We start from the raw sequence: 21763 nt of genomic DNA on the forward strand, positions 1-21763 counted from the left end.
CGTCGTGCTTCGCATCGTCGCCGACCTGGGCAACTCCCGGCTCAAGTGGGGCCGCGTCGATCGGACCGGGAACGTGGTCGAGTCCCTCGCCCTTCCGAACGACGACCCCGAGGCTTGGGCAGGGGCCTGGTTGCGCTGGAATCCCGCGCAACGCTCCTCCGAGTGGGCGATCACTACCGTCAATCCCCCGGTCGCGGAGCAGTTCGCGGCCTTTCTGGCCGACCGGAACATTCGCGAGACGACCTGGTATCGCTCGGCGGCCGAAGTACCGACCAGGCACCAGCTCGATGCGCCTGAGACCGCAGGGGCCGACCGGGCGCTCGCGGTGGGGGCGGCAGTCGCCATGCACCCCTCCGGACGCCCCGGGCTGATCGTCTCGTGCGGGACGGCGATCACGGTGGAGCGCGTTGGCCCTGACGGCGTCTGGCAAGGCGGGGCCATCGCCCCCGGCCTCGCCCTTTCCTCCCGGGCACTCCACCTCCTCACCGCGCAGCTCCCCCTGATTATCCCGTGCGAGGCCCCGCCCCCTTGGGGTCGGTCGACTCGACCGGCGCTGGAAGCCGGCCTGTTCTGGGGAGTCGTCGGGGCGATCCGAGAATTGCTCACGCGACAAGCCGTAGGACTGACGCCGACCCCTTGGCTCGTCTGGACCGGCGGCGACGCCTCGATCCTCGCCTCCCCAATCGCCTGGGAGGGAGCCGTCGTCGTTCCCGACCTCGTGCTTAACGGCCTGGCCCAGGTGGCCTTCGCATGGAAACCTTCACCGAACCCGTTATAAAGCCATACCCCATTCACGATCGTATCGCGATGTGGCTCGGATCCGCCCCGTCGAGTGGACACAGCACAGGCCCCCATCGCCATCTCCTTGTCCCAAATAAGCCAAAATTTAAAGAATTTAACCACGAATGACACGAATGACACGAATAATTAATCAAATCAACAGAACAAACAAAACCAACAATCTCTTTAAAATCAATCATTTTTATTAAATCCATTCGTGTTATTCGTGATTAAATTCTTCAATGCTTGCCCCGGTATTGACGTCGAAGTAGGGAAATTCGGGTTCGACCAAGCATTCCCTTCGCCTAATCTCAGGCCAATTCCGGTGAGGCCGTTTGCCTAGCGAGTCTCCGCGAGTTCTCTCGAGGTTGCGATGAGCCCAATCCCCCGTTCGCCAGTCGCCCGCGTCTGTGTCCTGACCCCCGAGGGGCGTGGCGCGATTGCGGTCGTGCGAGTCTGGGGACCGCAAGCGATCGATGTCGCCAACCGAGCGTTTCGCCCGATCCGGGGCAGTTCGCTGGCCCAGTCGGCTCCGGGCCGGCTGCGGTTCGGGCGTGTCGGAGCGGATCTTGGGGACGAGGTCGTGGCCGTCGTGGTCTCAGCGAACCCGCCTGAGGTCGAGATCCACTGCCACGGCGGTTCGGCGGCGCTGGCCTTGGTTGTCAACGCCCTGGAAACCGAGGGAGCCGAGCGCCGGCAACCGGTGGCCTGGATTCGACACGCCTCACGGTCCGCCGTCGCGGCTGAGGCCGACGTCGATCTGATGCGGGCGCAGACGACCCGGACGGCCGAGATCTTGCTCGAACAGGCCCAAGGAGCATTCGAGGTCGAAATCCGGGGCTGCATCGAACGGCTCGGGACGGATCCGCAGTCGTGCGCCGAAGCCGTGAAAACGTGGCTCCACCGCTCGGACCTCGGTCTGAGACTGGTCTCAGGCTGGCGCGTCGTCCTCTCAGGGCGGCCGAACGTCGGCAAGAGCCGGCTCCTCAACGCCCTGGCTGGCTACGAACGGGCGATCGTCGCGCCAACGCCGGGGACCACGCGTGATGTCGTCACCGTGCGGACCGCACTCGACGGCTGGCCCGTTGAGCTCGCGGATACGGCGGGGCTTCGCTCCTCGGACGACATGATCGAAGCCTCAGGCATCGCCCTGGCCCGCGCCCGGCAGAAAGAAGCCGACCTAGTCTTGCTCGTCCTCGACCGCTCCGAGCCCCTGACCGATTCCGACCGCCGGCTCATCGAGTCGCACAAGCAAACCTTGATCGTCGTCAATAAATGCGACCTTCCGGCCGCCTGGGATCCGGAGCAGACCGAAGTCCTGGCCCAGGCTCAGGCCCTGTCCGTTTCGGCTGAGCGTGGCGACGGGATCGAACCGCTCGGCTCAGCGATCGCCCGCCGACTCGTCCCCGAACCGCCTCCCCCCGGAGCCGGCGTCCCGTTCCGCCCCGGACAGGTGCGACACCTCAGTCAGGCACTCAAGGCCCTCGAAGCCAATGATCCCACGGCGGCGAGGCAGGCTCTCGGAGAACTCCTCGCCCCCTTGCCCGACCGTTCTCCTCGGCCTTCGAGCGAGAGCGGGGCAGAATCGTCATGCACGTGAAGTGTAAGCGCTCGAGATTTCCAGCGGGGGGGCACAATTCCGATTGCCACCACTCCCCACGTCGGCCCGCCCTGGGATCACTTCGGATTGCGACGACATGCTCGTCGGGGACACCGCGAAGTCGCTGGCAGGTGTCGGTCAGGGAACTGATTGATCCTTGCGGCGGCGACCCCCTTGGCATGGAAAGTTTCAGGTGGGGCTGGAATGCCAAAACGGCGTAGCGAAAGACTTGGGCGGGTGTCAGGCTGCTGGTGGACATGTGCATCGCACCCTCCGTGAGACATGGGTTTGGCACAAGTCATTTTCATGGAGTCGCTTGAGGCTGTCACGCCCTGACGCTCCTTCGACTCCCAATTCCCGAACGACTGAGGCTGGATCGCCCATTGCCATCAGCCACTTCATCTAGTCATAATTGAGGAATGGCTCTCAATATCATGAATCCGAGTGAGGGTGCCGCCCATGAGCGACGCGACGGTCGATCCGCTGCCGTCAGACGTGCAAGCCGAACTCCAGACGGCCTGGCATAACGCGGTCGAGAGGGTCGGCGAGGGTACCGACTACGATAAGGCGCTCGGCTTCGGGATAAATTTCCGCATCAATGTCTCCAAGGCCTTCAAGGCAGCCTGGACGACGGCGAAGATCTACTTTACCGCCGAGAAGATCAAGCTCACCGGCGACCTTTCACCAGCGACGTTGATGGGCCTCGCCTCCGATGCTTTCACGCTCGTCGTCGCCACGCTCGACGCCCTGCGCGAGCACATGGGCGGCGCGGAGTACGTTGCCTGCGTGGTCCTCTCCCGCTCCGAGGAAGGGATCCCGGTCGGCGAATTCAAGAAGAACCTCCAAGACTTCATTCGCCTTGGCGGCGAGCAAGTCCTGCCGTGGTATATCTTTATCTCCAAGCCGATGATCGACGAGCTCGAGCAGACCCTCGAAACTGACGAGAAATTCGAAGACCTGCTTGAAGTGCTCCGGAACAAGGATTGGATCGACGAGAAGGGCGACACGCTTCGCTTCAAGTCGCGGCATTTAGTCCTCAAGGACACGGCCTGATCCGGCGTCATCTCCATCGTCACGGGCCCTCGATCGGGAGGCGGCCGATGATCACCCCGAGTCTTGTTTCGATGGTGCTCCACAGCGTCTGGGCCACTTCGGAGCACTTGCGGAGCGACAAATCGTATGCTGGGATGGGGGAGCTCATCGACCGGCTGCACGAATCGCTCCAACGGTTCCCATCCCCAACGAACCCCGAGATTCCGGTCGTCGCCCGGACGTCGAACCCGGCGACGGCGTTGGACTACTTCGGCGACCGAATTCGCATCTCCCACTCCGATTCACCCGCGGGCTCCTTCTTCTGGGGGCGGCTCCCGGTGGACCTGCTTGTCGGCTTCATGCGCGACCGGAAAGAGGTTGCGGCCAAGCAGGAGTACGTAGACCTCGGGACTCGGGTCAAAAGACAGTCGTCTGGGGGCACGCTCGTCTCCGACTGCCAGAGTCTGATCAAAAACGCGGCGACCGGGACCGTCGCAGTCACCGTGGCGATGGTCGACAGCGGCAAGACTGTTCACGGGAGCTCTCCGGAGGACTTCGGGGGGAAGCTAGTCCACGCCCGGACCACCGACCTGGAGATGTCGGACCACGCCCTGGCGGTTCTTAAGATTCTCCTTGAGCGGCTCGACGGCCACGGAAAGATCTCCCAAACGCGATTCCTCGCCTCGCTCTTCACGCCGCCGACCGCGCCGGTCGGGAGCACGTGCTTCAAGCACGCCGGAGCCGTCGAGCTGCTCGATGCCCTCGACGACCTCTTGCTCGCGATCAAGAAACATTCCGAGCCGGCCGTCATCACGATGTCGCTCGGTACGCATGTCGGGCCGCACAACGGCGACTCGCCGCTGGAGGAGTATATCGCCAGCCACTTCTCGCCGTCTTCCTCCCGCTATTTCCACGCCGCCGCCGGCAACGATGGCCTGAGCGGCATCGCCGGACGTCTCGAGTTAACGGCCGACCTCCGCGACTTCCTCCGTCTCCAGACCGGGCCCTCCCACGGCCCGGAGCTCCTCGTAGAGTTCTGGTGGGAAGAGATCACCGGCGCCGCGCTCTCGATTGCGGCTGCGGTGTCAGAGCGGAGTGGGAAGCCGGTTTTCGCCACGCCGGTCCGCATCAACTCGTCGCGGCCGAAGACGACGATGACTCGAGCGGCCGCCTCACCGACCGGCGTCCTCTGCGAGACGCTGATGCACGCCCGATGCAAAGGGAACATGAATTGCGCGGCCCTGGCCCTGAGCAATGCGGGGGGCGCGGCGCTCCCAACGCTCGACATCGAGTTCACCCTGGAGAGCACGGTCGACATCACTGTCGGAGCATGGATCGTCGTCGGCGGCGGGTCGCAGAGCGCATTTATCGAGGGCGGATCATCGGGCACGATCTGTGTACCTGCCAGTGCTCCCGAGGTGCTCTGCGTCTCGGGTATCACTGGGACGAATAAGCCCTGGGCCCGCTCCTCACGCGGCCCGGTCGGCGACTATGGGAGTCATACTCCAGTATCGGCCCCCCGCCTGGCGCACCTCGTCCAATACAGGCGGGGAGGGAGGATGGGGACAAGTTACGCGTGCCCCCGCGCCGCCGCCGACGCCGCCAACGTCCTCTCACCGCCCTTGGCCGCCAAGTGCGCCACGCTCGATGATCTCGCCCGCGAGGTTTTCTCGGTCGCGAAACTGCCGGCCTGGAACCCGAGGACCGGCTACGGGGAGATCGACAAATAGGACGATATAGGGCCATTCACGAGACTGTCGCCACGTGACCGGGGGCTGTTCGTCAGTCGGAAGACAGGGAGCTCACGCTCCCTGTCTTTGGGCCTTCGCATGGGCTGGCTCGGTTGACACTTTGGCAACGGCACCGGGTTGATGGACCCGTGCGAAAAACCCGGTAACGCGGCGACAGCGTCCAGTCGTCGTCAGAGGAGTTCCAAGGCGGGATCGGCGGCTCGAGGCATCGTGTGGCACCAGATCACGAACGAAGTGGTCCGTCTTCCAGGTTATCAGGCGGCACAAGACTGGTGATTTCGAGCGATTACCGTGAAGCGTTCACCGGTTTGCGGGTGCCTTGCGGCCCGAAGGGGCGATCGTCAAACGCGTAGGCCGGCTCTGACGCTCGCCATTTCGGGGCTGGCACGCACAAGAACCTCGCATCACAATATCAGCATTACCAAACAGGAGATCGTGGAAGGCCCAATGATTCCCGGAGGGGAAACATAACCCACCATTTAAGAGCTCGACCTTCAAACAGCACAAAACCATGAGGACATTGAGTCTGCAAGGATTCAAACGATTCGAGATTAAGTCTCAGGGCTCGCTGGGCGCCACGTTTGGAATCGTATCGAGGTCGGCCCCCGCGCGAGGCGAGGGGCTATCGCGCGCCAGCCGAACGTCATCGCGGTTGAGGGTCCAGGCGGTCCGTTCCGGATCCCAATCCTGGAGAAACTTGACATCCCCGTGGAACGGATCGGCCTCTTTGGTGCCGATCGCGACCACCCACGACGAGCGATCGTAGATCGTAGGCACCGAACCGACCTGCGCGGACTGGTCACGGCGGTAGGCATTGATCTGGTGATAGGCGACGCCATGCCCTTCCCACTTGATGCGGTCACGCAGGGCCGAAAGCGAATCCTGACCATCCACCCGAAACAAAGGCGCCCCTTTGGACGTGGTGGCGAGGATCGAGTCGCGGACGCGAACGTCGGCGATCGGCAGTTCGGGCTCCCCCCCTGCACTCTCAAGTTGAACGAGTCCCCCGGCCGTCCGCGCGGTCACCTGAGTCAGTGAGATCCGAATCGGTTCGGAGGTCACTCCCCGAGGAAGACCATGCGCGTGGACGAGACTCCCGCCGGCCGAAACGACCATATTGTCCAACTCCAGCTCGAGCCGATGCCCGGCGGCCACGTCGACCACATCGCCCCCCGAGCGAAGCAAGCTGTCCGTGGTCCGGATCACCGCCGCCGACGGTTCAGCGCCGACGACCCCTTCCTCGGCCTCGTTCTCATCCGCCGGAATCACGATGATCGCCGAATCCACCTCATCCCCCTCGACCGTAACCGTGCAGTGAGTCAAACCGAGGTCGGCCCCCCCCAGACTCCAAACACGGCCCAGCGACCAATCCGAGGCGCATCCTCCTGAGCCAGAACGAGATCGATCCCATCCAGTTGGAGCGATCCCGAGTGCAGCTCCATCCAGACCGACCGGGCCGTCGGCGTCTTGGGGTCGGCCGGCGAGGGGCGGAAGCGAATCCGCGGCCGAGTCGTTCCCGGCTCAGCCCGCAAGACCCATCGCACATTGCCTCGGATCGTGGCCCTGGGCAGTTCCCAGTCGGCGTCGGCCGCCAGCCGGAGCGTGCCCCCCATGGCGCCCGGCTGGTTCAAGGCGTTGAGGAACTGATCGGCCGTTCGCAAAATCGCTGAGTCGGACTCCGCGGGATTCGGTTTCGGGACCACGACCGCGGGGCTCGCCTCGTCCACCGGCCGCGGTTCCGATCCATTGCCGGTTCGAATCGGCATCGGCTCCTGATCCATGGGGGGCATCAGGGGAATCTCGGGCATCCCGCTCAGGTTGAGCTTGGGCTTTGAGCCCGAAGCGATCTCCGTCGAAACCGTGGTGGGGCTGGTCGACGGCCGGGTGGGTGGTGGGTCAGCCGTTTGACTCGGCGCCGGGACCGGGAGATCAGGCTTCGTCGAAGCGGGCGGGTCGCGGCGGATGCCGGGCGACGAGGACTCGCGACGCATGTCAGGCACGTTGGTGACGACCTTGATACCTGAGGCCGTCGCTCCCGCCGGATCGAGACGCGCCCCCAGAGCGGGCGATCCCGCGTGGGTCGCAAGGAGACGGAACGCCCGCATCGGATTCTGAACGTCGCGTGAAGACGCCTGGACGGGATCCGCTTCCTCCCAGACCCGGGCACGTCCGGTGACCGAGTCCGACTCACGGAGATCCGCCGACGAACCCTCCCAGGTCGACCAGTCCCGGATCGGCTCGCGCGGGGGCCGCGAGCCCGTCGGCTGCAGAAAAATGCCGATCCTGCTGTAGAGGTTACTCCGACCTCGCCAATCAAGATTGGCCGGATTGTCGGTGGAGACCAAGGTGGCCTCGCCATCCCGTGCCGGGGCCATCAAAGAATCGTCGATTCGAATCCGAGGCGCGGTTCCCTCGAACCGGAAGATTGGTCCTTCGCCGGCGGCGATGCTGACGTGTTGGAGCCGGAGCTCGGCCTGCACCGGCCTCGAGGCTTTGCCGTTTTCAAACCAGACCGCGGGGTCGGTGCCCGCCATCGTGCAGTCACGGAGGGTGATGTCGGCCGGCCCGCTGGCCAGAACGCCCACTTGCCCACCGTCGAAGTGACAGCCGCTCATCGTGACCGCGGAGGGGCGTTCACTACTCGACCAGTTCCCTCTCGCCTCGAGCGCGGCGAGTCGTCCCCACCAGAGCCGCTCCCCTCGTCTTCGGAACAGGCAGCGGCGCACCGTCAGTTCCGTATCCTGGGTGCGAACCGCCGCGAGCGAGTCCTCCCGGTCGCCCGGCTCGAGGATAAAAACGAGTCCCTCCAGGGTGACGCGTCCGCCGACGAAGTCGAAGAGCGCCGCGGGGGCGTCGCTCGACGCGTCGGTCCCGTGCGCGAGGCGAATCTCGGGATGAGCCCGTGGCCCCGCCTTGAGGATCAGGTCGCGTTGGAGCAGCCGGAGCGTGGAAAGATCCTCCCCCCGATCGCCGATCAGATAGGGTCCATCGTCGGCTAGGACCACGATCGATCGTGGCGGCGCGTTCGCCAGAACCTTGAGGAGGTCATCACCGGAATCGACCGTGAGCTCGCGCGGCCGCGGATCCGCCCCCTCGGCCGCCACCAGAGCCGCAGCCTCCGTGGGACCGGCGGGAGTCGGCGAAACCGGCGGCTGCGACGGATTCGACGGCCGACGCACCCCGGCGGTGCCGGCCAACTTCCCGTCCCCCTCGGCCGTGGGACGCGCGTGGGGAAGACCAGCCTCTTGGCCCCACCAGACCAGGCCCAGGACGACCAGCGCGAGCGCGACGGCGGGCAGCCCCCAGACCAGGTGCCGCTCCCAGCCGGGCGGACGCGCGGCGGACATCCAGACCAAGCCCTCGGGGCTCACCGACCGCAACCCGAGCGCCCCGGCGACGGTCAGCAAGTCGCGGACGAGTTGCTCGGGCGTCTGATACCGCCGGTCGCGATCCTTGGCCATCAACTTGACAAGAATGCTCGCCAGGTCCTGAGGAACGTCCGGGTTGAGCTCGCGCACGTCGGGAGGCTGGTCCTCCTGATGCTGGAGCAGCTTCTGAAGCACCGTTCCATCGGGGAAGGGAGGTCGCCCCGTAAGCATGTGAAAAAGCGTGCACCCGAGCGAATAAAGATCGCTCCGGACGTCGACGTCACGTGGGTCGCGGGCCTGTTCAGGGCTGATGTAGTCGAACGTGCCCAGGGTCATTCCGCTCTGGGTCAGGCCGTCGTCGCCCCCGCGCTCGAACCGGCGGGCCAACCCCATGTCGACGAGTTTGGCTCGCCCTTGGGGAGTGACGATGATGTTCGACGGCTTGATGTCGCGATGAACGACCCCGCGTTCGGAGGCATGCACCAGGGCGCCGGCGATCTGCAACGTAAAGTTGATCGCTTCGCTGATCGGGAGCGGACCGTTGCGCTCGACCCGCTGGCGGATCGTCGTGCCTTCGATGTACTCGAAGGCGATATAGTGATACCGATCGTCGTGGCCGATCGTGTAGACCCGCGCGATATTCTCGTTATCGAGCCGGGCGGCGGCGCGCCCTTCTTGATAAAACCGTTGGACAACTTCCGAATCGCCCGCCTGCTCGGGAGGAAGAATCTTCAAGGCGACATGACGATCGAGCCGCGCGTCGAGCGCGCGGAAGACCGCCCCCATACCACCGACGCCGATCGCGTCCTCGAGCTCAAAGGAATCAATGTGCTCACCAGGCAGCGGGAGCGTGGCCGGCGTGACGGCCCCCAGCACCCGCATCCGGTGCGCGGTCGATCCGCTGAGAACGGTCGGCTGGGTCTGGTCCCCCCGTCCCGGCTTGGGCGTCGATCCGGGAGCCTGCCACAAGCTGGTAGGGTCGGAGCGCTCGGGAGGTAGGAACGGCTCGGGTTCCTGCATCAGCCGGTTCTCTCGTGAACGGGAAAATTCAAACGTTGCGGCACATCCGTTGCAGCACGCGGGTCGCGGAGGAGACGCGGTAAGAAAGGAGCATGCAATCGCGTCGATCCCCCCAAACTATAGGGGATCGCGATCGACGATGTCAATCGAGTTGTACCGTATCGACGCGTGCCGAACCATTCGCTTGGCTGTTCCCGTGAGCGGGGTCGAGTGGGGCCAAGCTCGCGCAGGCCGACCGCGTCGCCGGCCTGCGAACCGTGCGGATTTCGCATCCGACCGGCCGGAATGAGCACTCCCCTCGCGGCGATAATTGATTCAGAAACACCCAAAAAAAATGGCAAGAGCCCAGGTCCGCTCGGTTGGCGGATCGGGGCGCTCGCCCTGCTGGTTCATCCTGACCGCAACGGAGACCGTGTCTCAGTAAGAATCGGCGCTAATGACTTCACCCGACCCGACCGAACCGAGGGCACGCCAGGTCGTTCCATTCACCGTGCTCTTCATGAACCGAACAGAGCCGTCGCCGAAGAGCGAATTCACGCCGCCGGGGTGGTAGCTCCGGGAGATGATCGCCGCGTAAGTGGGGCCGCCACTCTTCTCGCCCACGCCGACGAGATCGACGTCGATGGGGGGCGAGCCCCCTTTGATGACCTTGTTCGGCGGCCAGGCGGTCGTGAACCCGGTTTCGAGTGCCGCACCGTCAACCCACTCGGCGTGTGCGGTCAGTTTCAAGGTGCAACCCGACGTATACTCAGGCACGGCCGAGTAGGGGTCGGCATTGGGAGAAGGAATCTTATTCGGTTCCAGCACGGACGCGATCGTGCACGACGAGAGCACGCCCTGATAGGTTTTGACTTCCGAGGCCACGACCGTATTGCTCAGGCCGTCGGTGAAGTCGGCCAGGCGCCGGCTCCGGTTGGCCCCGAATGCGCCGCGATTCCCGGACGTGCCGATCCCGCCGAAAACGTACCAGTCGCCCACGTTCCAGTTGTAGTTCGCCACCCCGTATTGGCTCGTGGCCGACGTCTTGGGCTCGGGACGCACTTCGCTCGGGCAGATGAAGCCAGCGATCGTAAGCCGAGCCACGGTCGTGTTGTCGGCGATCGAGTAGGCAAAGGTAAAATTGATCGAGTTGAACGACGAGGCCTGCTCGATGTAGGGCAGCAGACGAGCATGGGCACTCCAGCCGTTCGACCAGAAACCGGCCCCGTTATTCGCCACCACGACCGAGGGGGGAAGCACACTCTGCGACCCCTCGTAGTTGGCCAGCGCCAGGCCAAGTTGCTTGAGATTGTTCGTGCATTGAATGCGGCGAGCCGCCTCACGAGCTGCCTGGACCGCGGGCAAGAGCAACGCGATCAGGACCGCAATGATCGCGATCACCACCAACAACTCGATGAGAGTGAACGCTCGTGAACCGGAACGTCGCATGAAACATGGCTCCAAATTTTGCCGTATCACCGGGTGAAGTAAGCTCGAGGGATCAGCGAGAAGTCCCCAATGGGATTCGTCTGACATCCCGAGAGCGACCACCGGGACAAAGCCCAGTCTCAAAGAATCTGTCAAAGCGAAACGAGGCGACACCTGCCAGCCATCGTCCCGAGCAAGCGGAGTCGGTGGGAGGAAACTCACCCTGCAGCGAAAGGCTTGACTCTCATCTCAACGGGGGAGCTCGCCTTTTCAACCGCGAGCCGAATTGAGACTCAGTCTCATAGCCGAACTCAGTGTGCCAAGCTGGTCCCGACAAGTCAATGCGCGGGTGGAACTTTTTTGGGGCGATCGCGGTCGAGGGGAACTCACCCATGGGTGCGGTACGGGCGGGGCTTTCCGGTCGGGAGTGGGGACGGGGCGGTTCCCCCTCGTTGGTCTCGCATCCTATTCAACCGATCCTCATAATGGGACCAGGCGACGTCCCGGCCGCTCGTCGCGCTGACCCACCAAGAGGTTTTGATGCATCTGATTGACAGGGTTTACGGCGAGGTGACGATCGATGACCCGGACGTGGTCGCCTTGATCGCATGCCCCACCTTCCAACGCTTGCGGGGAATCAAGCAGGCGGGCCCCTCGGCGTACGCCTTTCCCTTCAAGAAAGTGACCCGGAGCGAGCATAGCCTGGGGGTTTACCTCCTCTTGCGACGCCTCGGCGCCGATCGCCGCGAGCAGGTGGCCGGCCTGCTCCACGACATCTCGCACACCGCCTTTTCCCATGCGGTCGATTTCATTGTTTCCTCGGTCGAGCAGGATCATCATGAAGGGCTCAAACCCGAATTTCTCGAACGACCCGACCTCGTGGCCGCACTGAAAACCCTCGGGTACAGGCCGGCCGAGTTCTACGACGACTCGATCTATCCGCTTTTGGAACGGCCGCTCCCCTGGCTCTGCGCCGATCGGCTCGACTACTTCTTTCGCGACGGCCTGGCCTGTGGCGCAGCCGCGCCTGAGACGGTGGCTCGCTTCCTCGCCCATCTCACCGTGATCGACCGGACCATCGTGTTCACCAACGCGGAGGTCGCCCGCGAAGCCACCGCGGCCTATGCCCGGATGAATCGCGACTGGTGGGCGAGCCCTACCGAAGCTTATATCTATAATGAATTTGCCGATGCCCTTCGCGAAGCGTTACGGATCGGCCTGTTGCGGAAGGACGACCTGCTCCGCGACGACGCCTCGGTGATGGCGATTCTGGAGGCCTCGGCCAACCCGCTGATCGCCGAGAAGCTCGACCGCATTGTCTGCTTCCGTCCCGAGCGGCTCGAAGGCTACACCCCCCGAGTCATTCCCAAGACCCGCTGGCTCGACCCTCCGGTTCAGGTCGGCGCCTCCTACCGAAAACTTTCGGAACTGCACTGAAGCGGCCGACCCACCTCGTCCTCCCCGAAATCAGACGCGTTCGACGACCTCTTGAGCCGGGCGTCCGCTGAGAATCGGCACAGAATCTGGGTTTTCTTCGTTAGGTTTGCTCCCCACCCCCAGACTCTCCATTGAGAGCAGGCTGTCCGTGGCGGAGTCGATCTCGAGCCGACTTGCTTCCTCGGGATTGACTTTCGTTCCGTGCTCGCTGACTCGCTCTCACCGAACTTCGGAGCGATCGCCATGATCTCCACGCTGTTGCTCGGATCCGCCCTGCTCACGGCCGGTCCCGGAGGGGAAACCCTCACGGCTCCTGATTTTGCCGCGTACGAAACCGCGAAGGCCGGAGTGGGGCACGACCCCGACGCCCACGTCAGGCTGGCGCTCTGGTGCGAAGCGCACGGCCTTCAGGCCGAGCGGGTCCGGCACCTGGCCCTGGCCGTCTTGAACGACCCGTCCCACGCGATGGCGCGCGGTCTGATGGGCCTGGTGGCCTACCGAGGCCGCTGGCAACGACCCGAGACGGTGGGTGAGCACGTCAAAAACGATCCCGCGCTCAACGCCGCGTTGGCGGAATACAACGCCAGGCGCGAGCAGGCGGCCCACACCGCGGAGGCCCAGTGGCGGCTGGCGCTCTGGTGCGAAGCGCATGGGCTGAAAGCCGAGGCGTCGGCCCACCTCGCGGCCGTCGTGCGGCTGGACCCGAGCCGGGACGCGGCGTGGAAACGCCTCGGCTGCAAGAAGCACCAAGGGCGCTGGATGACCGAGACGCAAATCGCCGCCGAGAAGGAGGAGCGGGAAGCCCAGAAGAAGGGCGATGCACGCTGGAAACCCCTGCTGACCCGGTGGCGCAACGCTCTGACGGATAAGACCAAGTGGGAAGAGGCCGAGCGGGCGCTCGCGGCGGTGACCGACCCCTACGCCGTCCCGTCGATCTGGGCGGTCTTCGTCGAGGGGAGCGGCAATGAGCGGGGCCAGGCCAGGGCCGTACAACTGCTCGGCCAGATCGATACGTCCCGGGCCTCGCGCGACCTGGCGCTCCTGGCCGTCTTCAGCGACTCGGCGGAAGTGCGCCGCTCGGCGACCGAGACGCTCCGGGGCCGCGACACGCGCGAGTACCTCGCCTCGGTCATCGCCCTGTTGCGCAAACGGGTCAAGTACGAGGTTCGACCGGTCGGCGGGCCGGGCGCGCCCGGAGTCCTGTTCGTCGCAGGAGAGCGGTTCAACGTCCAGCGGCTCTACGCCCCGCCGCCGATGCCCAACATCCCGCTCTTCCCCGGTGAATTGGTCACCTACGACCCGGCCGGGTTGCCGGTCATTCAGCGCTTCCTCGGCTCAACGATCGAGACCAAACAGGTGAGCCGATTTGAGTCTCAGGGGAACCTCGGTCCCGCCCCCGCGGCGGTGGTCGCCGCCGTCCAACGTGCCGGCCTCAATCCTCGACGGTTCACCGTGGGCGCGAGCCGGTCAACGACGACCACCGAGACCACAACCACGCCCGTCGACTACTCGATCCAGATCCCGATCGGTCAACTGATGCTCCAATACCAGACGGCGGCACTCATTGCCCGGCAGCAACAGCGCAACGACATCCAGGTCGTCGACGACTACAACGCCGTCGTCGGCCGCCTCAACGATCGGGCGACCCAGGTCCTTCGGGGGGTGACGGGAGAAGACTTCGGCGAGGATCCCCAGTCCTGGACCGGGTGGTGGGTCGACCAACTCGGCTATGCGTACAAGTCGCCGCAGTCCCAGCCGGTGCCGACATTCGTGGAGAATATTCCGCTTGGCTACATCCCCGAGGGGGTTGCCACACCGACCCTGAAGCAGAGCGGTCCGTCGTCGACCACGACGTCGGTCTCCAGCACGTTCTCACCCGGCGGCGCCCAATTCCACCATAATTGCTTCAAGGCGGGAACACCGGTCCGCACCCTGGCCGGCCCGCGGCCGATCGAGACGATCCAGGTGGGCGACCAGGTCCTGACTCAGGACGTGCAGACCGGGGCGCTGAGCTATCAGCCCGTGCTGGTCGTCCTCCACAACCCCCCTGGAGCGACCTTGCGGATCGCGCTCGAAGGCGAACTGGAGCCGATCGTCGCCACCACCATCCACCGGTTCTGGAAGGCGGGGCAAGGCTGGGTCATGGCCCGCGACTTGCAGCCCGGCGATCCGCTCCGCACCCTCAACGGCACGGCGCGAGTCCAGTCGGTCGTGACCGACCAGGTCCAGCCGGTCTTCAACCTTCAAGTCGCCGAGGGAGCCAGTTTCTTCGTCGGCGCGGCGGGCACCTTGGCCCATGACAATAGCCTGGTGAAGCCAGTGACGGCCCCATTCGACGCCCCGCCGAAACTCGCGGCACTCGCCGTGAGCGCGCCCTGATTCTCGGCCTGCTGTCGCCGCCCCCTCTTGCCTCCGACAATCGTCCCTGACAGAATCAGCGTGCGTTGAACGGCACTTCTGTCAGGGCGATCGGGGGCATCGTTCATGAGGCGGACTGGCCGGCTTTCCCGACTGGCCGTCGCGGTCTGGGCTTTCTGGCTCGGTTTGCTCGCACTGCTGGCGGCGATGGTGCGCGGACGCGCCGGGCACCCGCATTACCTGCCGGTGTCGGCCTTGTTGACCGCACTGGCGGTCGCCTCGGTCCTCCTGGCGGGGGCCGCCACGCGTCGGCTGATCCTCGGACCAGGGCGGGCGCACGCGCTGACCTGCCTGCTCCTGGGCACGGTGCCGGTTGCGGTCTTCAGCGGCCACATCCTCCTCGGCCTGCGAGGCGGTTACGGCCGGTCGGTCGATACCCGACGCCCCAGCGACCTGATAGCACGTGACGTCGGACCATCCGGCTACATCCGGACCGGTGCAAAACCTCAATCCACTATTCCCAGTTAAGCTTGGTATCGCTCTGAAGGGCAGGAATCGGCCCCATTTCCCACCAATCTGCAGAACGATCCAAATTGTTATTTCACCATCATTTGCCAAATCAATCAATTTACAGTTGTTGTTTTTTATCAATTTTATTGTCGTCCGCATTCCTCCCTCACCTCTTGCTTACAAGCAAGCCCTTCTTATACGCTATCATCTTCTCGCGCCTTCTCCGCCCCGATACACCGGAGTATTACCATGTTTTACGTCGTTGCTGGACTGGTCGTCCTCGTATCGATTGGATTAGCCGTCTACGCTCTCATCAGTAAGAGTGAACTGGTTACCCGGGTCGCCGCCTTGGAGGCCGAGATCCAAGAGCAGGATGCCAGCGATTCGGCCGAAGTTGTGGCCTTGAGGAGTGAATTAGCAAAACTTGAAAAGCTTCGACACGTACCCAATATTCTTGAAAGGTCGAAGAAACTCGAAGCCGAGATCGCTGCCAGGGCGAACGAAGCCCAGCAGCAGGCATTTGAGATCGTGCAGACGGCGACTCGCGAGGCCAATACCCTAAAGCAGCGGATTACGACCGAAATCGAGAAGAGTGCGGCGGCGGCGAAGGAAACTTTCAGGACTTCGGAATTGCAGGCCCAAGGTCTCATCGAAGCCGCCACGAAGGAAGCGAAGCAGATTGCCTCCCAGGCGAGGAAGGAGGCAAAAGAGAAAACCCAAAAGGTCGATGACACTCTCAATCGAGCCACAACCTACGCCTTGGAGATTCGGGAAAAAGCCGAGACGCGGGCTCATGAGATTGGCAGCAAGGCCTATGAGGCGTTGAAGCGGCAAGAATTCTACGAGGCCACAGCCACGGCGATGCAGAACGTCGTAAGCGGCTACGCGAACACTTACATGGTGCCTGCCTCCCACGTGATTGATGAACTGGCCGAGGAATTTGGGTTCCACAAGGCAGGCGAACGGCTCAAAATCGCTCGGGACCGGACGAGAATCATGGAGAAAGGAGGAGTTGCCGCCACCTGCAACTATCCCGAGGGGTGGAAGAGGGAGTATGCCATCAGTTTTGTCCTGGGCGCTTTCAACGGCAAGGTCGACTCGATCCTCGCCAGGCTCAAGCCCGCCAATCAGGGCAAACTGATCCAGGAAATTAGGGACGTGTACGCACTCGCCAACCACAACGGGGAGGTCTTCAAGAACGCGAGAATCCACGAGGAATTCTTGGACGCCAGGCTGGAGGAACTGAAATGGACCGTGGCGGTCCAGCGGGTGAAGGAGAAGCAGCGTGAAGAACAGCGGGCGATCCGTGAACAAATCCGTGAGGATGAGAGGGCACGCAAGGAAATCGAGAGAGCGATCAAGCAATCCGAACGTGAAGAAGAGACCATCACGAAGGCTATCGAACGAGCCCGCCTGGAATACGAGATGGCCAACGCCGAAGACCGGGTGAAGTACGAGGCGCAGCTCCAGGATCTCGCGGAAAAGCTACGGACGGCCGAAGAAAAAAATCAGCGTGCGATCTCAATGGCCCAACAAACGAAGCGTGGGAATGTCTATGTGATCTCGAACATCGGCTCGTTCGGGGACGACGTCTATAAGATCGGCCTGACGCGTAGGCTGGAGCCGTTGGACCGCGTCAAGGAACTGGGCGACGCAAGCGTCCCATTTGCGTTTGACGTCCATGCCATGATCCGCTCGGAAGACGCGCCCGCACTCGAGGCGGCCCTACACCGTCGCTTCCTGCAAAATCAGGTCAACAAGGTCAATCGCCGCAAGGAATTCTTTCGCTTGAAACTCCAAGATATCCGCGCCGTAATCGAGGAACTGGCACCTGAGGTAAAATGGACGATGGCGGCCGAGGCCAGGGACTACCGCGATTCGCTCGCCCTCGAGCGACAGATGCAGGTCGACCCGGAATTCAGAAAGCGTTGGACGGAATCCGAGTCTGCGTACCAATCCCGTCTCCCGTTCGACGATGAAGGTGATGAGTCGGAGCAAGAGGATGAGAATGCCGTCCTCGCTGAAGAGGTCATTTGACCTCTAGTCGAGGTTGTCGCCACGTGACTGGGGGCTCTTCGTCCGTCGGAAGACAGAGAGCGCGATCAGCTCCCTGTCTTTGGGCCTTCGCATGGGCTGGTTCTTTTGACACTGTGACAATGACGCAGGGTTGATGGATCTGGGCAGAAGCCCCGATAACGTAGCGACAGTACCTGAGGCCCCAAGACCTTCGTCATTTCCACCGACGTTCATTTATGAGCCATCCTACGCCCGAGAGGTACGGCAATCCGTCGAGCCCGGAGGCCCGGCCACCGTGCGGCCAGGATCAGCCGGCGTGGGTGCCTGAGAAGGGCGATCGCCAGCGAAGGACCGCGGCGTGCGACCAGTCCCACCGATCGCGAGGCGTAGTGGAGGTCGACCGACAACGCTTCGAGCCGCGCGAGGTCGGAGAGCTTGCCCTGGCGATCGAGGGACCGGACGAAGTTGCGTCCATCCGCCAACGGTCCTCCACGACGGGGCAGCGGCGCCTCGGTGGCGTACGACGCAAAGCAAGGCTCGAAACCTGGCCCCAGGGTTTCGACCAGAGAGGGCCACGCCCGCGCCACGGACCGGGCCCGTTTCCGCGCCAGAGCCAGGGCCGCCGTTCGGACCTGTCCCGGGATAAAAGCTTCGGGAGGTCCGACCTGGCCGGTCAGGGCTCGAACGAGCTCAGCCTGCTGGACAGCCAGGCGCTCGCGCGGATCAAGTGACACCTTGTCTCCTCCGGTTTTCCCCTCGCAGGACGGCGGCTTGGATTGCGTTCAATTCCGACGCGACTTCCGCGTCGGAGGGGAAGCGATCATCGCGCTCGAGCAGAACGCCGGGCAGGGCCGTTCGGGCCGCCAAGGCTTCGAGAAGGTCGAGGACCGGGGGAGCGATCGGGTGGGCGTGTGTATCGTGGTAGAACCCCTCGCGCTCGACGCCACCGGCGACGTGGACGTACGCGACCCGATCGAGTGGGAGTCGATCGAGGTACGCAAGCGGATCCCAGCCGTGGTTCCGCGCGTTGGCGTGGACGTTGGCGATATCGAGCAGGAGCAAGGCGCCGGTGCGTTCCAGCACTTCCGCAAGAAAGGTCGCCTCGTCCATCTCGGGGTGGGGCCACTCCAGCAAGGTCGCCACGTTCTCCAGGGCAAGCGGGACCGGCAACGCTTCCTGGGCCAAACGCACGTTCGCGACGAGCAGGTCCAGCATCGCGTGCGTGCGGGGCAACGGCAGGAGGTGCCCCGCTTCAATCCCGCCGGCGCGAACGAATGCAATATGCTCGCTGACCAAGGGGGCTCCGAGCCGCGTTGCCAGTCGTCCCAACGCCTCCAGCCACCTGCGGTCGAGCGGCTCGGCACCGCCGAGCGAGAGGGTCACTCCGTGCGGGATGACGGTGACGCCCCGCTCGCGGAGTTGTTCAATCGGAACCGGGAGCGAACCCGAGGCGTCGAGGTCTTCGGCAAGGACCTCGACAAACTGCAAGTCGCGATGGCGTTCGATCAACAACGCCAGTTCAGGGCGCCAGCCGAGTCCCAGACCGAGTGGTGATCGCCCGGTACTCATCAGTCTCCGCCCCCGCATCCCCCACAACCGCTCCCACCGCCACCGCCACCGCCGTCGCCGCCTCCACATCCTCCTCCACCACAGTCGGCTCCTCCGCTGCCGCCTCCCCCGAGGCTCGGGGGAGGTGCCAGGGCCGTCCTCAGATCATTCAAGGGTCCACCGACCAGGATCCCCGTGCCAAACAGGGCCACGGCCAGCGTCAGATCATGATTCGCCAATTTCGCCGCCCGCCGCGAGCCGGTCAACCGCAGCGCAGCGTTCTGACGGCGGAGCTGTTTCAGCACCGAGTCCCCCCTCCGTGAGCGACACGGGCGCACAAACCCAAAGCCGATCCCGACGAGCGCCGTGACCAGGCAGAGCGCGACCAGGTAGGAGACGGGCTTGCCACGCGCGAGACCCACCTGGATCTTGGCCAGCCCGAGCAGTAACACCGCAAGCAGAGGCAACGTCGGCAGCCAACGGGCAATCCGGGCCGGGCCGTTATCCAGCAGCAAGCCAAGCATAACCAAACGTTTTCGGGTTCCCTCCAGCGCCGGCTTCGCGGCCTGTCGGGCTGCCGCGATCGTCCGCTCAGCTTCCATGGCGAACGTTGGATCCGGCGCGACGGCTCGCTCAACCGAGTGGAGCCTGCGCGGCAGGGAACCTTCCGCCTTGATCGTCCTGCGGGCAGGGTTGACCGACACCGCCCCACGCTGAACCAAGCTCGCGATTGCGGCATCCGCGGCCGGCTCATCGCCTCCGGAGAGGTACGCGACTTCGTACGGATCGAGGTCCATGGTCTCGATGCCCGGGTCGTCAGAAGGGGAGCGTGCCCCCCACCGGAGTACCGCCGCCATAACAACGGCTCCAGACATGAGGCAGAGATAGAAATTCAAGAAGTGAGAACCCGTCAAGTTGAGCAGATCCATCGGGAACCTTCCCCATGCCGGGCGACCGCTTCGTCGGCCCTTCGGTCATCCCCCCCTGTCGGACCATGATAACGTACCCCAGGGCGGAGCCAAAGCCACTGGGGAACACGATTGCATCGGCCCCTTTTCGGCTCCCGACCGCGAATCTGGGCCACATGCACAGCATGGGGGCAAACACCTGATCCGACAACGCAACCTGCCTTGCGGGGTTTTCGGCGTTGTTGTATATGTCCCCCGCGCCCCACCTCGATGGATCGAAATCGTCGTGAATCCAGAAGGCACAAGAGTCTCATGGCTCAGGAGGTCTTTATGAGGGGGATGTTCAGCGTCGCCTGTCGTTTGATCGCATCGGTAGTTTTTGCAATTCTCACTTCGATGAGATCCGAGGCAACCGCGGACTCGGCAGATCGACCGGCCGGTGTGGAATGTGTGGTCTTCAAGTCGCTTGACACAAACTTAAGGGTCGCCAGACAGGTTGTCCCTGTAGGGCGAAAGTTTCATGTCTATCACGTCGAGCGAGTGCAAGGCGACTGGATTTGGTTGGTCGCCGAGTATGAGAACCTCAAGGGGTGGGCCAAACGCCTCGAAGTGGTCCCCCTCGACAAGGCGACTGCCTATCTGACTGAGGTCTTGAAGAACGACCCTGGCAAGGCAGAAACCTACTATCACCGTGGACGTACCCGCTCCGCCAATGGCGATAACGTGCACGCAATCGCCGACTTTTCGGAAGCGATCCAACTCGATTCTGCATTTGCCGCGGCGTACGCCGACAGAGGCTATTCGCGATTCACGCTCAAGGACTTCGAGGCCGCTCGGAAAGACTTCGACGTGGCGATCCGAATTGCCCCGAAATCCGCAGAAGCGCTTAAACTTCGCGGCTACTTTTTTGAGTCTACAGGAATGCTAGAGCAGGCAAATGCGGACTATACTGAGGCCATCACCCTCGACCCCACATGTGCCAAACTCTATTTTAACCGCGCCTATGTCCTGAAGAGATTGTCGAAGGATGATGATCTCATCTTGGCCGACTACAAGGCTGGCTTCCAACTCGATCCCCAGAGCGCAATGGCTCAAAGCAATCGTGGAATGTTCTGGAAAGAGAAGAAGGACTACAAGCGTGCCTTGCAAGACATCTGCGAAGCGATCCGGATCGATCCGAAAACCGCCGCTTTTTACCTCAATCGAGCCGAAGTGCGGAAGGAATTGAAGGATTACGTGGGTGCAATCGAAGATTGCGATGAGGCGTTGCGGCTCTCCCCAGAGCTCGGTGTGGTCTATTTAGCGCGAGCCAGTGCGCGCCGGAAGAAAGGCGATCTCGACCTCGCTTTGGATGACTATTCCGAGGCAATTCAGCGTGCGCCAGAGTATCGTGCTTTCGTCTATTACGACCGTTCCGGGGCATGGCTATCAAAACAAAACTATGATCATCTGTTTTCTGATCTAGAAGAGGCAGCGCGACTGGAAACTCGTCTCACCCCTTTCGCTGACATGATGCGAGCGTGGGTTTGGGCCACCGCCCCTGATCCACGGATCCGCGATGGTCGTAAAGCGGTCGCGGCCGCACTGAGGGTATCAACACGAGCCAAGGAATTAACGGATTACAACGAAACGGTTGTCCCGTTGATCCTCGCGGTTGCTTACGCGGAATCCGGCGATTTCAACTCGGCTGTGCTCTGGCAACATCAAGCCATTGCTGGCTTTAGGAAAGAGGGAAGAGACTGCAGAACATTCGAGCAGATGTTAAAGGTTTTTGAAGACAAAAAGCCTTATCATTGTGGCACAAGCCCGATTTGGTGCGAAACCCTTGGACTGAAATAACGATTCCCAACCCGCCTCCTCACGATTGCGTTCTCCGGCAGGCTCGCATCGAGTCCAACGACGTCGCGGACCTTCTCCACGATCACGGCTCAAAGGGCGATGGCCAGGCGGAGCGATCATTGACCACGAGAGGTTAATGCCGAGCGACATCGACACCACGCTCGCTGAAAACTGCGCCGGTGAGATCAC

Annotated in this window: 15 protein-coding genes; 9 read left to right on the plus strand and 6 right to left on the minus strand. The window is 63.2% G+C overall.

Annotated elements, in window-relative coordinates; all coding sequences use genetic code 11:
- The first annotated feature begins 4 nt into the window (after positions 1-4).
- The 4 genes from BUS42_RS12705 (at position 5) to BUS42_RS12720 (ending at position 5142) form a co-directional block, all read left to right on the plus strand.
- The gene (locus BUS42_RS12705; RefSeq protein ID WP_074307228.1) at positions 5-778 is read left to right on the plus strand and encodes a type III pantothenate kinase; all 774 of its coding nucleotides are present in this window, start codon (positions 5-7) and stop codon (positions 776-778) included.
- A gap of 375 nt (positions 779-1153) precedes the next feature.
- On the plus strand, positions 1154-2380 hold the full coding sequence (locus tag BUS42_RS12710) for a GTPase (RefSeq protein ID WP_074307229.1): 1227 nt from the start codon (positions 1154-1156) through the stop codon (positions 2378-2380).
- Between the two features lie 459 nt (positions 2381-2839).
- Positions 2840-3433 carry a hypothetical protein gene (locus BUS42_RS12715; protein ID WP_074307230.1) on the plus strand — a complete coding sequence of 198 codons (594 nt, stop codon included), beginning with the start codon at positions 2840-2842 and terminating at the stop codon, positions 3431-3433.
- Between the two features lie 47 nt (positions 3434-3480).
- Positions 3481-5142, plus strand: coding sequence for a S8/S53 family peptidase (locus BUS42_RS12720; RefSeq protein WP_074307231.1), 1662 nt, complete (start codon positions 3481-3483; stop codon positions 5140-5142).
- 579 nt (positions 5143-5721) lie between these two features.
- Here the strand turns inward: BUS42_RS12720 and BUS42_RS45075 are convergent.
- From BUS42_RS45075 to BUS42_RS12730, 3 genes are all read right to left on the minus strand, one after another.
- Positions 5722-6450 (minus strand): hypothetical protein, encoded by a 729-nt coding sequence (locus BUS42_RS45075; RefSeq protein WP_254053469.1) that lies wholly within the window; start codon positions 6448-6450, stop codon positions 5722-5724.
- 32 nt (positions 6451-6482) lie between these two features.
- Positions 6483-9551 (minus strand): serine/threonine-protein kinase, encoded by a 3069-nt coding sequence (locus BUS42_RS12725; protein ID WP_254053470.1) that lies wholly within the window; start codon positions 9549-9551, stop codon positions 6483-6485.
- A 417-nt stretch (positions 9552-9968) separates the two neighbouring features.
- A complete protein-coding gene (locus BUS42_RS12730) occupies positions 9969-10979 on the minus strand; it encodes a DUF1559 domain-containing protein (protein ID WP_074307232.1) in 1011 nt (336 codons plus the stop codon).
- A gap of 519 nt (positions 10980-11498) precedes the next feature.
- Between BUS42_RS12730 and BUS42_RS12735 the strand changes: the two genes are divergently transcribed.
- The 4 genes from BUS42_RS12735 to BUS42_RS12750 all read left to right on the plus strand — a co-directional run bounded on the left by BUS42_RS12735 (position 11499) and on the right by BUS42_RS12750 (position 17300).
- On the plus strand, positions 11499-12395 hold the full coding sequence (locus BUS42_RS12735; RefSeq protein ID WP_074307233.1) for an HD domain-containing protein: 897 nt from the start codon (positions 11499-11501) through the stop codon (positions 12393-12395).
- A gap of 243 nt (positions 12396-12638) precedes the next feature.
- A complete protein-coding gene (locus BUS42_RS12740) occupies positions 12639-14774 on the plus strand; it encodes a polymorphic toxin-type HINT domain-containing protein (RefSeq protein WP_074310997.1) in 2136 nt (711 codons plus the stop codon).
- A gap of 105 nt (positions 14775-14879) precedes the next feature.
- Complete coding sequence (locus tag BUS42_RS12745) at positions 14880-15281, plus strand: hypothetical protein (protein WP_074307234.1); 402 nt, start codon at positions 14880-14882, stop codon at positions 15279-15281.
- Between the two features lie 231 nt (positions 15282-15512).
- The gene (locus BUS42_RS12750; protein ID WP_083670178.1) at positions 15513-17300 is read left to right on the plus strand and encodes a GIY-YIG nuclease family protein; all 1788 of its coding nucleotides are present in this window, start codon (positions 15513-15515) and stop codon (positions 17298-17300) included.
- 209 nt (positions 17301-17509) lie between these two features.
- On the opposite strand, the gene BUS42_RS12755 is transcribed toward BUS42_RS12750, so the two are convergent.
- From BUS42_RS12755 to BUS42_RS12765, 3 genes are read right to left on the minus strand one after another with little or no spacing between them, the layout of a single operon-like run.
- Positions 17510-18013, minus strand: coding sequence for an SCO6045 C-terminal-like domain-containing protein (locus BUS42_RS12755; RefSeq protein ID WP_074307235.1), 504 nt, complete (start codon positions 18011-18013; stop codon positions 17510-17512).
- Entirely contained in the window at positions 18003-18848 is an 846-nt protein-coding gene (locus tag BUS42_RS12760) for an MbnB/TglH/ChrH family RiPP precursor modification enzyme (RefSeq protein ID WP_074307236.1), read from the minus strand. Before BUS42_RS12760 ends, BUS42_RS12755 begins: the two co-directional genes overlap by 11 nt.
- The gene (locus BUS42_RS12765; RefSeq protein WP_074307237.1) at positions 18848-19756 is read right to left on the minus strand and encodes a TIGR04222 domain-containing membrane protein; all 909 of its coding nucleotides are present in this window, start codon (positions 19754-19756) and stop codon (positions 18848-18850) included. The genes BUS42_RS12760 and BUS42_RS12765 overlap by 1 nt, the downstream gene beginning before the upstream one ends.
- 291 nt (positions 19757-20047) lie before the next feature.
- Between BUS42_RS12765 and BUS42_RS12770 the strand changes: the two genes are divergently transcribed.
- Entirely contained in the window at positions 20048-21574 is a 1527-nt protein-coding gene (locus tag BUS42_RS12770) for a tetratricopeptide repeat protein (protein ID WP_074307238.1), read from the plus strand.
- Positions 21575-21763 lie beyond the last annotated feature (189 nt).

The organism is Singulisphaera sp. GP187 (assembly GCF_900129635.1).
GTDB lineage: Bacteria > Planctomycetota > Planctomycetia > Isosphaerales > Isosphaeraceae > Singulisphaera.

Coding starts and splice junctions, on each gene's coding strand:
- BUS42_RS12710 (WP_074307229.1), top strand. CDS start 1,154: ATGAGCCCAATCCCCCGTTCGCCAGTCGCCCGCGTCTGTGTCCTGACC.
- BUS42_RS12715 (WP_074307230.1), top strand. CDS start 2,840: ATGAGCGACGCGACGGTCGATCCGCTGCCGTCAGACGTGCAAGCCGAA.
- BUS42_RS12720 (WP_074307231.1), top strand. CDS start 3,481: ATGATCACCCCGAGTCTTGTTTCGATGGTGCTCCACAGCGTCTGGGCC.
- BUS42_RS12725 (WP_254053470.1), bottom strand. CDS start 9,551: ATGCAGGAACCCGAGCCGTTCCTACCTCCCGAGCGCTCCGACCCTACC.
- BUS42_RS12730 (WP_074307232.1), bottom strand. CDS start 10,979: ATGCGACGTTCCGGTTCACGAGCGTTCACTCTCATCGAGTTGTTGGTG.
- BUS42_RS12735 (WP_074307233.1), top strand. CDS start 11,499: ATGCATCTGATTGACAGGGTTTACGGCGAGGTGACGATCGATGACCCG.
- BUS42_RS12740 (WP_074310997.1), top strand. CDS start 12,639: ATGATCTCCACGCTGTTGCTCGGATCCGCCCTGCTCACGGCCGGTCCC.
- BUS42_RS12745 (WP_074307234.1), top strand. CDS start 14,880: ATGAGGCGGACTGGCCGGCTTTCCCGACTGGCCGTCGCGGTCTGGGCT.
- BUS42_RS12750 (WP_083670178.1), top strand. CDS start 15,513: ATGTTTTACGTCGTTGCTGGACTGGTCGTCCTCGTATCGATTGGATTA.
- BUS42_RS12760 (WP_074307236.1), bottom strand. CDS start 18,848: ATGAGTACCGGGCGATCACCACTCGGTCTGGGACTCGGCTGGCGCCCT.
- BUS42_RS12765 (WP_074307237.1), bottom strand. CDS start 19,756: ATGGATCTGCTCAACTTGACGGGTTCTCACTTCTTGAATTTCTATCTC.
- BUS42_RS12770 (WP_074307238.1), top strand. CDS start 20,048: ATGGCTCAGGAGGTCTTTATGAGGGGGATGTTCAGCGTCGCCTGTCGT.